Below are 11020 nucleotides of genomic sequence, written 5' to 3' on the forward strand. Positions count from 1 at the left end.
CATTGAACCTCGGGGCCGGCGGGGGTGCATACGGCTCGATGGGAAGCCGTATCCCACCAGTAGAATCTTCAGTCGATCGCATCCTTATTCGATCTCTCGTATGATCCGCCCTCACGGGCTGCACGAGCAGCTCTGGGGAGGAATCACATACTGTGAGTAGTCGCAGACTTCCGCGCTCTTGGGTGCGGAGTAGATGGCTGAGAAGTGACGCTCTGTCGCGTATCGCGCTTACGCTTGCGAGCGTTTTGGCGGCCGAAGGGGTCGTCGTGGTTGGGGCCTCAGGGCAGGCAGCTGCCCTTCCGTTGCAGCCGGCCGCGTTTCCTGCTGCTAGCGATCCGGCACCCCGCTATGCCACTGAGGCGGCGGACCTGCTCTCAGCTCAGGTGGCGGCCCGCCTGTCGGGCAAGCCGATGGAGGCCCTGGCGGAGCGGACGGAATCGTCGACGACGTGGGCGAATCCGGATGGAACGGTGACGACGGATGCTGCGTCGGGTCCGATCAGGTTCCGCGACAAGGTAACTGGCGCGTGGCGCAACGTTGACGTCAACCTGATGAAGTCTGCGGACGGTTCCGTGGTCGCGAGGGACCATCCCCTTGGGCTGAGGCTGGGAGGCAAGACGCCTGCCGCCCAGGCCGCGCGAGTGATGGCGTCGGGTGATGCCGGTGAGGCACAGACCGCTCCCGTGCCGCTGGTGTCGCTGGACGCCGGCGACGGCAAGGCGCTGGACCTGGCATGGCGCGGTGTGCTGCCGGAGCCGGTGCTGTCGGGCACGATGGCGCGGTACGCGAACACGCTGACGGCGACGGACCTGGTCATCGAGTCGACGCGCACGGGTTTCGAACAGTTCTTGGAGTTGAAGGACCGCTCTGCGATCGACGCGACCGGTTCGGTCACGCTGACGCTGAACGCCAAGGGCATCACGGCCCGGGCGAACGAGGATCGGTCGGTGTCCTTCTTGGACACCGAGTCCGGCAAGCAGGTCGGGGTCCTTCCCGCTCCCCTGATGTGGGACGCATACGTCGATCCGCAGTCTGGTGAGCACACCCGGCGGGCCGATGTCGCTCTGAAGGTGACGCAGAACGGTGACTCGGTCGACCTGACTCTGACTCCGGACGCGGCCTTCCTTGCCGACCCAGAGACTAAGTTCCCGGTGACAGTCGACCCGGCGGTGAATATCGGCGCAAGCTTCGACACGTTCGTGCAACAGGGCTATACGACGGACATGTCGACGTCGACGGAACTCAAGCTCGGCAACAACGGGTCGGGGCAGATAGCGCGTTCGTTCCTGCACTTCCCGATGGCGCAGATCACCGGCAAGCAGATCCTGAGCGCGAAGCTGAACCTGTGGAACTACCACTCGTGGTCCTGCACCCCCAGCAGCTGGGAGGTGTGGGATACCCCGCATGCCTCGAGCAGCACCCGCTGGACTGCGCAGCCGAACTGGAACAACAAGTGGGCCACCTCCACCGCGACGAAGGGGTTCTCGTCCTCTTGCGCGGACGGTTGGGTATCCCAGGACATCAAGAGTCTTGCCGCCGCCTGGGCCGCCAACGGCAACGGCAGCAACGCCATGGGCATCCGGGCCACCACCGAGTCTGACCCGTATTCGTGGAAGCGGTTCAACTCGGGAAACGCGGCCTCAAACACGCCGTACGTGTCGGTCACGTACAACACGATCCCCGTTGCGGGGAATCCGATGACCGCCACTCCGGGCCGTGCGAACGCGGGCAAGAACTGGACGACGTCTACGACGCCGGCCCTCTCCTACACCGCCAGTGACAGCGAAACCTATTTCCTGCGCTCGAAGTGGGAGCTGTGGGAGGGCTCGACGAATCTAGAGGTGTACGACTCCGGGACCGAGGATCCGGTTCAGGGCAAGACGGTCTCGCACACCGTGCCGGCGGGCAAGCTCATCAACGGCCATACCTACTGGTACAAGGGCCGTATCTACGACGGAAATTCCTGGTCAAACTGGACCCCGAGCTACTACTTCACCGTCGACACAACCAAGCCCGGCACGACCGCCGTCTCCTCGGGGGACTTCCCCGCCAACACCTGGCACGGCACACCTGACGCGTCAGGCAACTTCTCTGGCTCGTTCACCTTCGCGCCGCCGACCAACGACGTGGCTGCCGTCGAGTACAAGCTGGACGGGGCGTCGGCCTGGGTATCCGTCGCGACAACCGGAGCTGCCGTCAGTAGGCCTCTGGCCTTTGCGGCTGGCAAGCACACGGTGACTGCCCGGACCGTGGACGCGGCTGGCAATGCTTCGACGCAGTCGTCCTATGTGTTCTACGCTGGCTCGGGTGCCGCGCTGCTGACCCCAGAGGCAGGCGAGCGGCCGGCACGGCGGTTGGATCTCACCGCTGAAGGTCAGTCGACCTACACCGGTGTGACCTACCAGTACCGCCGAGGCGAGACGGACACGTGGAAGAATGTGCCCGTCGCCGATGTACGACAAGCATCCGACGGCGGCCCCATCTCGAAGTGGCCCGTGCCGGTCATCAACGGCAGGCCAGCCGGACTGGCCTGGAACGTCACCGACACGCTGGCTGAAGACGGCCCGATCGACGTCCGCGCCGCGTTCGCCGACGGTACTGAACTGGTGTTCTCGCCGATGAGCACCATCACCGTGGACCGCAACGCCGAGGGTGCAGACTCCGACGAGATCGGGCCCGGCACACTCAACCTGCTGACTGGTGACTTCGCCCTCTCCGGCGACGACATAGCCGCTCTCGGCCTGTCGGTCTCCCGGACTTCCTCATCACGCATCCCCGACGCGGGCGCCCAGCAGGACGGCCAAGCAGCCATCTTCGGCAAGGAGTGGGTCTCCGGCGTAACCGCAGAGCGAGTGGAATCCGACTACACCTACGTTCGCCGGGTGTCAGACACAGCCGTCGACGTTGTCACGACCAATGGCGACTCGATCCACTTCACCGCGAACGCTGCGCAGAACGGCTGGACCCCAGAGCCGGGAGCAGAGCAGCTCGTACTCACCGGAAGCGTGACGACTTCCTTCACCCTCACCGACAACGGAGGCACCGCCACCACCTTCAAGAAGACCGATCCGGCCGTCGCCTCCTGGCAGGTCTCCACCATCACGCAGGAGGGCCTGGAGAACTCCACCACCACGCTGCTCTCCGAGACGGTCGTCGTCGGCAGCGAAACGTACGCGCGCCCCAAGCGCGTCGCCGCTCCGACCTCGGCGGTGAGCGCGGGCACGTGCCTGTCGACACCGAGCACCAAGGGCTGTCGCGTGCTGGAGTACGTGTACGCGCATTCCACTACGGCAACCGATCTTGCCTTTGGCGACTTCGATGGCCAGGTCAAGGAGATTCGCATCTGGGCAACCGAACCCGGATCTGATGCCGCGACCGCAAAGCCTGTCGTCACTTACAGGTACGACGCGGCTGGAAGGATGCGCCAGCTCTGGAATCCGCAGATCAGCCCGTCGCTGAAGACCGAGTACACCTATGACTCGGCTGGCCGAGTCACTGAATACACCCCCGCGGGCGAGCTGCCCTGGACCTTCACCTACGGCAAGGCAGGCAGTGCCTCCATTGCGAGTGAGGGCATGCTGCTCAAGGCATCTCGGTCCGGACTCGCCCAAGGCAGTGCAGACGTGCCGGAAGGTACTGCGTCCATCTCGGTTGTCTACGATGTTCCGCTGACCGGTCCCAATGCGCCCTACGCCATGGGTGCCGCGGATGTCCAGGCCTGGGGGCAGCTCGACCTGCCCACCGACGCCACGGCCATCTTCCCGCCGGACAGTGTCCCCGCCGCCCACACTGGCGCTGCTCTCACCTCAGCCGACTATCGTCGCGCCGGTGTGCACTATCTCGAGACGTCCGGCCAAGAGGTGAACACGGTGGCCCCCGGCGGTCACATTGCCACCCGGGAAGATGACCAGTTCGGCAACACGATCCGCCAGCTCACTGCCGCCAACCGTGCACTTGCGCTCGGTCTCACCGCAGAGGACAGGGCACAGCAGGAGAGGCTGGGGATCTCGCAGTTGACTTCCGCTGAGCGTGCCACCCTGTTGTCCACCACGTCGGTATACGACACCAGTGGCATCCGTCTGAGGGAGGAGTTCGGCCCGCTCAACAAGGTCGACCTGGCAGCCGACCTGAAGTCTGGATCGGAAGTCCTCGCTCCGGCCGGAGCCTCCATCAGCGCACGGTCCTGGACGGTCAACACGTTCGACGAAGGGCGCCCCGTAGATGCCTTGCTGAAGGACCAGATCACCAAGGTCGTCACAGGCATTCAGGTGCTTGAGTATCCCGCAGTGCACGGCGAGACCCGCACGACGCAGACCGTCTACGACTGGGCGAAGGGTCTTGCCACTCAGAAGATCAAGGACCCTGCCAGCCTGGCCATCACGGAGAAGACCGAGTATGACGCCGACGGCCGGGTCATCAAGCAGTTGCTGCCCGCGGCCACAGGCAACGACGCGGCAACCCGTGTGATCACATACTGGTCGGCAACTGGAAGTGGCACCTGCCAGGGGCGCCCTGAGTGGGCGGGCCAAGTCTGCTCCACAAGCCCAGGTGGAGCAATCACTGGAGGCGGGGCCAACCCGACGCAGCTGCCCACCACGACCACCGAATACGACGTGTGGGGAAACCCGGCCAAGGTCACCGAGACCGCGAACGGCACCACTCGCACCACTACGACCACCTACGACGAGGCTGGTCGGCCGACCAAGACCACACGCACGGCAGGAAACAGCCAGGCGGTACCTGAGGCGACCACCGAGTACGCCCCGGCCACTGGGCGCCCCGTGAAGACGGCCTCCCCGACCGGCGGAACCCTGACCCGGACCTACGACAAGCTCGGCCGGCAGATCTCGTACACCGATGCCGACGGTGGCATCACCACCACGGAGTACGACCTCCTCGGTCGCCCAGTCAAAATCACGGACAACGCGCCGTCGACCACAACCATCGTCTACGACCACGCGGCAGAGCCTCGCGGCATGGCGACGGCAACGACCGACTCGATCGCTGGCACCACCCGGACGTCGTACAACGCCGATGGACTGGTGACCACGGAGAAGCTGCCGGGTGGATACACCCTGCAGATAGACAACGATTCCACAGGCGCTGCCACTTCCCGCACTTATACGCGGGACAGCGACGGCGAGATCGTCTACGAGGATCTCGTCACGCTGACGGGCCATGGCCAAGTGTCCACCCACTCGGGATGGTCCTACCAGGCTCACGCCTACGACGCCATCGGTCGGCTGAAGAGCGTCGACGATTCTGCTGGCGCCGCCTGCACCCGCCGGACCTACACGTTCGACAGCCGAAGCAACCGCACCGCGCTCACACAGGCCGTAGCCGGGGCCGGCGGCGCCTGCACGTCTACGGGAGGCACTACCACCGCGTTCACGTACGACAGTGCGGACCGGATCACGGGCGCCGGATACACGTACGACGGCCTGGGCCGCACTACGACTACCCCGGATGGCGCCACCAGCTACTACGCCAACGATCTTGCCTACCAGCAGACCGCAGGCACACGTCGTCAGACGTGGCAGCTGGACTCCGGCCTCCGCTACCGATCGTGGAAGATCGAGACGGACGATGGGGCCAGCTGGTCCGAGACCAGCTCCAAGGTGAACCACTACGGCAACGACGGCGACAATCCCCGCTGGATCACCGAAGATACGGCCACTGGCGCGATCACTCGCAATGTCACATCTTCGACGGGCCAGCTGGCGGCCACAACCGGCCACATCGGCAACGTGGTCCTGCAGCTCACCAATGTCCATGGGGACGTTGCCCTGTCGCTCCCGCTCGACCAGTCCATGGCCCCCATCGCCGCGGATGCGGACGAATACGGAAATCCGCGCGCGGGACAGCAGACCGGGCGCTACGGATGGCTCGGCGGCCATCTGCGTTCGTCCGAAACGCTGTCCGGGACCATACTGATGGGCGCACGGATGTACAGCCCGACCACTGGCCGGTTCCTCAGCGCCGACCCGGTGTACGGAGGTTCTGCCACGGCCTACGACTACGCCAACCAGGACCCGACAAACCAATTTGACCTCGACGGCCGAATGGCATGGGTCCGTAAGTGCGGGACGAACTGGAAGTGGTACGGCTACAAGTTCTGGTGCAAGTTCTACGTCACGCGCTTCCATACCAAGGTCCTGAAGGAAGACATAGGCACCATGGGTCCTGTCGGCGCGGCACTGGTGGAGGCATGGATGTGCTCTAAGCTCATCCATCCCGTCGCGGCCGGTGCGTGCACAGCACTTGCATGGGCCTACACGTGGTGGTCGGTCCACCACATCAACGCCGCCAACGAGAGAGGCGGCTGCTTCACCTGGGAGATGGGAGCTACCGTCGGCCCCGGATATCTCTTCACCTGGGCAAGGCCTGGCAACGTAAGAAAGAGCAACAAGAACTGTAGGAAGTAACCGGCTCGACGTCGGGGCGTCCCCTGTCGGACGCCCCGACGTCGCCCTATTGCATGAGGCGATGGTATGCGAAATCAAGGTGAAGGGCTCGAATTCCGTGTGACGAGAGCTCAAGTCGTGACCCCAATTGCTATAGGATTTGCTATGGGAGTGGTTCTCCTGTATCTGGGGCTACGGTGGGCAGGTGATCCGCTGACAGCCGATGAGTTGCGAACTTGCATTCAAGGCGCTGTCATCGGCACCTTCGCTTCGCTCATATTGCCGCGCTCCAAGGGTGTGAGGATTACCCCCGAACACCTTGTGCTCTATTTCGGTTTCGGAAGGCAATGCAGGATTAGCTGGGCAGATGTCATGGGAATCGAAGTGCACTCCATTTGTGGTATCCGTCAAGTTGTCGTTCGTACCGCTGGTGGAGAACGCCTGCGTCCGCAGGCTCTCATGTCCCTATTCAATCGCCGTTTCGACGGTCAGCTGAACCAGTTGACCGAGTCTTGGAATGATTCTCGCCGTTGACTGGGTTTTTTTGAGTGTTGTTGTTCCAGGGTGACGAACGAGGTCCCTGAGCAGCGCGATTGAGACGCCAGGCATCTCGATCGGCAGCCCAGGAGGCCTCGCTCCTTGCGCTTCATAGAGTCACCCGACCGATGGCCACCTCGAAGAAGATTAATTGGCAGATAAGTAAAGATCGTCGCTGCCGACCGAGACCTCAAGTTCAGGGGCGTACGAGGTCTTCCGGTCCGGCCACGAGGAGCTCAAGAACCTTGCTGACACCCAAGCCCTTCTGAGGCGGTCCCTCGCGGACATGTTCCGCCATTTCAGGTGGGCAGTAGCTGACACATCGGTGTTCGCGCACCAAGTAACTGCCCCACGACGAAACGGACCACTCCGTCGAATTGCTAGACTGATCTTCGGCGTGGGGGCGCTGGAGACCTGGATGGTTCACGCATGACGCGCCCTTCGCTCCCCAACCCGCTCGACCCGGTCGGGTACCGCCGTGACGGGCGGCCCATCTACCCGATCCTGGGCGCCTCGCCCGAGCACGACCCGAGCAAGCCTGACGACGACCCGGGAACCGGTGAGGTCACGCAGGAGGACCTGTCGCGGCTGCTCGCCCGGGAGAAGACCCAGGGAGGCCGGGCCGCCGTGAAGAAGCTCCTCGACGGCCTCGGTTTCAGCGACACCGAGAAGCTGACGGAGTTCGTCACCGCGACGCGAGACGCCGAGCGGGCCGCGCTCTCCGAGGTCGAACGCCGCGAACAGGCTGTCGAGGAGAAGCTGCAGGCGGCAGAAGCCCGCGAGGCGCAGGCCGTCTCCCGGGAACGGGTTGCGATCCGGCGCGCCGCCCTCGCCGGTCTCGGAGCCGCCGGTGAGGACCTGGACGACGCCGTCCTGCTGATCGACCGCGCTTTGGACGGTCAGGACGACGCCGACGAGGAGACGGTCGCCGCGGCGGCCGAGCAGCTGGCGGAACGGCGTCCGGAGCTGTTCGGTACCGGGCGGGTGGCCGCCCCACCCGCGCCGGGCGGTTCGCCCGCCGGCGGCCCGCCCTCGCGCAACGCCACACCGCCGAAGCCGGGCGCTGCGGGCCTGGACATGGCCCGCCGACGCGGCTACATCACCAGCTGACCGATCCACTCCCACCGGCGGGACAATGCCGGACCAGGGGACCACGCCCCTCCCGCTTCGTGGACGGCGCCACCAGAAGGTGAGCGCGCGGACACCCGCCATCGCGTCCCTGGGAGGGGCACCGTCATGCTTCAGCCGATCACGACGCAGCGCAGCGTCACGGCGAACACCGAGTGGCTCGGCGGCCGACACGGCACCGACGACACCGACACCATCACGCTCGACATCACCAAGTTCACCAGCGGCACGCACTACGTGCCGTCGACCGACACCAGCCAGCCGTACAGCCTCTTCAAGTCCGGCGTGCCGGTCGGCAAGATCACCGCCTCGGGCCTGTACGGACCCTTCGACAAGGCCGCCGCCGACGGCCGCCAGACCCTCGCCGGATTCGTCCTCGCCGAGACCCTATTCGCGCCCACCGCCACCAAGGTGCCGGCCGCGCTGCTGTGGCACGGCACCGTGCGCACCGCGAAGGTCCCCGGCGGCTTCAACCCCGCCGATGCCGTCACGTCCAACGCCCTGATCCGGTACGTGTAAGGAGCCGCTGAACCATGACCCTCCAGGACCTGATCAAGGACGTCACCACCCGCGACCTGACCGTCTTCGCCCGCGCTGTACCGACGCCGGACGAGTGGACGCTGACCACGGGCGACAGCGCCGTGTTCCCCGCACTCATGCTCCAGAGCACCATGTGGGAGATCCGGGATTCCGGCCGCTACGTCATCGCGGCGAAGTTCCGGGCGTACGACGCCAGCGCGCCGCTTGCGACCCGTGAGGCGTGGGAGACCACCCGCAAGGGCGGCCTGCCGGTCATCTCGCAGAAGCTCACGGTCAGCGAGCAGGAGATCATCCTCGACGAGATGCAGCGTGGCGCGGATGCCGAGCGGCTGGTGAACAACCTGTACTCGGACACCGAGCGGCACGCCGAGGCGACCAAGGGCCGTATCGAGCTGGCGGCCGCCGACGTCCTCCTCGACGGGAAGCTGACCGTCAACGAGAACAACTACATCACCGAGGTCGACTTCGGTGTCCCGGCCGAGAACACCCCCACCGCCCCGAAGGTCTGGTCGGACCCGACCTCGGACCCGATCCGCGACGAACTCGCCTGGCTCCAGTACCTCGAGGACATCGGCTCGCCGGATCCCGAGTTCGCCCTGACCTCGCGCCGCGTGATCAATACGTGGGCTGGCAACAACGCGTACCGGGCGGCGTACTACGGCTCGGTCAACCCCTCAACCACGCCGACCAGCTCGCTCACCCCCAGCCAGGTCAACAGCGTGCGCATCGAGTACGGCCTGCCGCCCGTCCGCATCTACAAGGGACAGGTTCGGGTCGACGGCACCTGGATCAAGCCGATCCCCGACGACCGGTACATCTACGTTCCGCCCCAGCGGCAGAAGTGGGCGAACGTGCAGTGGGGCCTGAACGCGGACAGCATCGTCCTGTCGTCCGGGAAGAACCCCGAGATCGAGAAGGAGGAGGCGCCCGGCATCGTCATCACCCGGGACATCGACTCGGACCCGATCCGCATCTGGACCAAGGTCAACGCGTCCGCGATGCCCGTCATGCACGACCCGCGAGCCCACCTTGTGGCGAAGGTGCTGTGACGGGGCGCCGCCTGCACGCCGCCGTACACCTGACGCACCCGGAGACCCACGAGCCGGTGGTCCTCCTGCCGGGCGACGAACCCGAAGACGTGGTCGCCGCGCTCATCACCCATCCCGACGCCTGGGAGGACGACCCCAAGGCGGAGGCCGAGGAGCCGTCCTCCGAGCCGCAAGACCTGGACGCGCCGGCGGGCGGGGACCCTACGCCGGAGCCGGAGCCGGAGCCGGAGCCGGAGCCGGAGCCGGAGCCGGAGCCCAAGCGCCCGGCGCCCGCTCGGCGACGGAAGACTCCCGAGCCCGGCGCCTGAGCGCCCCCAGTGACCTTCTCCCACCGTCCGCCCGCGCCGCAGCCGAGCGCGGGCGGACACCCGTACCCAGGGAAGCACCCGTGGACCCGACCCTCCTGGCCTGGCTGCGCGCGCAGCTCGGCGTCACGACCGACGAACAGGACCTCGCCGCCCGATACACGCGCCTCGGCCGCGCCCGCGCCGTCGCCGCCGAAGTCCTCGCCGAGCGCCGCGCCGCGCTGCTGGCCGACCCGCTGCGCATGACCGTGGACGGCGTAGTCACCATCGACCAGAGCCAGAACCTGGTGGGCCTCGAACGGCAGCTCGCCGGCCTCGCCGAACTCATTGCCCCGGACGACCCGACCGCCGGCGAAGCGAGCGTCGACCTCGTCACCGCGCCCCTGATCCCCTACGGCAGAGGACGGTAGACGGGTGCCCTACCAGTGGCCTCCGCTGACGCCAGGCGACCCGGACGAGATCGCGCGGCGGGTCGCCGCGGTCCTGGACGACGCCTGGCAGCGACTCGCCGACAAGCAGCGCGCCGTCCTCACCCAGCTCGCCGACACGCCGCGTGCCGAAGCCACCACGGCCACGCTGGAGGAGTTCAAGCAGGCCATCGCGGACTTCCGCCACCGCGTGGACGAGGAGGCCGCTCAGTTCATCCGCCGACAGCTTCCCCACCTCTACGAAGAAGGCGCGCGGGCCACGGCCGAGGCCCTGGGCACCACCTTCACCTGGACCCTCTTCCACCGCGACGCCCTCCAGGCTCTCGCCTCCGACTCCTACGCCGACTTCCTGCGCCGCTCCCAAGAGGCCGAGAGGATGGCCAACCGCTTCTACCGCGCCGTGCGCCAGGCCGCCCGCCGCGAAGTACCGCTGCTGGCCGCGGGGAACATGACCGCGAAGCAGGCCGCGCGCAGCCTCGCCCGCCGCCTCGCCACCGAGCACCAGCTCACCCACGTCGTCTACCGCAACGGCGCCCGGGTGCCGGTACACGTCTGGGCGGAGGCCGCCACCCTTGCGAAGAGCGCCGTCGCCTACAACGCCGGAACCCTTAACCTCGCCGTTTCGGTTG

At 66.3% G+C, this 11020-nt stretch carries 7 protein-coding genes; all 7 read left to right on the forward strand.

Annotation, left to right across the window (positions count from 1 at the left end):
- Positions 1-551 precede the first annotated feature (551 nt).
- Positions 552-6425, forward strand: a complete 5874-nt coding sequence (locus J7E93_RS05660) for a DNRLRE domain-containing protein (protein ID WP_374105359.1) — start codon at positions 552-554, stop codon at positions 6423-6425.
- A gap of 945 nt (positions 6426-7370) precedes the next feature.
- Entirely contained in the window at positions 7371-8051 is a 681-nt protein-coding gene (locus J7E93_RS05665) for a hypothetical protein (protein WP_215066143.1), read from the forward strand.
- A gap of 126 nt (positions 8052-8177) precedes the next feature.
- Entirely contained in the window at positions 8178-8588 is a 411-nt protein-coding gene (locus J7E93_RS05670; protein ID WP_215066144.1) for a head decoration protein, read from the forward strand.
- A gap of 14 nt (positions 8589-8602) precedes the next feature.
- Entirely contained in the window at positions 8603-9658 is a 1056-nt protein-coding gene (locus J7E93_RS05675) for a major capsid protein (RefSeq protein ID WP_215066145.1), read from the forward strand.
- Positions 9655-9966, forward strand: coding sequence for a hypothetical protein (locus tag J7E93_RS05680; RefSeq protein WP_215066146.1), 312 nt, complete (start codon positions 9655-9657; stop codon positions 9964-9966). The genes J7E93_RS05675 and J7E93_RS05680 overlap by 4 nt, the downstream gene beginning before the upstream one ends.
- A gap of 80 nt (positions 9967-10046) precedes the next feature.
- Positions 10047-10373 carry a hypothetical protein gene (locus tag J7E93_RS05685; RefSeq protein ID WP_215066147.1) on the forward strand — a complete coding sequence of 109 codons (327 nt, stop codon included), beginning with the start codon at positions 10047-10049 and terminating at the stop codon, positions 10371-10373.
- Between the two features lie 4 nt (positions 10374-10377).
- Positions 10378-11020 (forward strand): hypothetical protein (locus J7E93_RS05690; protein WP_215066148.1); only part of this gene is annotated, 643 nt, incomplete at its 3' end.

This window comes from Streptomyces sp. ISL-36 (genome assembly GCF_018614205.1).
Lineage (GTDB): Bacteria > Actinomycetota > Actinomycetes > Streptomycetales > Streptomycetaceae > Streptomyces.

Bases quoted from the DNA above. Each gene is read 5' to 3' on its own strand.
- J7E93_RS05660 (WP_374105359.1), top strand. From the start codon at position 552: ATGAAGTCTGCGGACGGTTCCGTGGTCGCGAGGGACCATCCCCTTGGG.
- J7E93_RS05670 (WP_215066144.1), top strand. From the start codon at position 8,178: ATGCTTCAGCCGATCACGACGCAGCGCAGCGTCACGGCGAACACCGAG.
- J7E93_RS05665 (WP_215066143.1), top strand. From the start codon at position 7,371: ATGACGCGCCCTTCGCTCCCCAACCCGCTCGACCCGGTCGGGTACCGC.
- J7E93_RS05675 (WP_215066145.1), top strand. From the start codon at position 8,603: ATGACCCTCCAGGACCTGATCAAGGACGTCACCACCCGCGACCTGACC.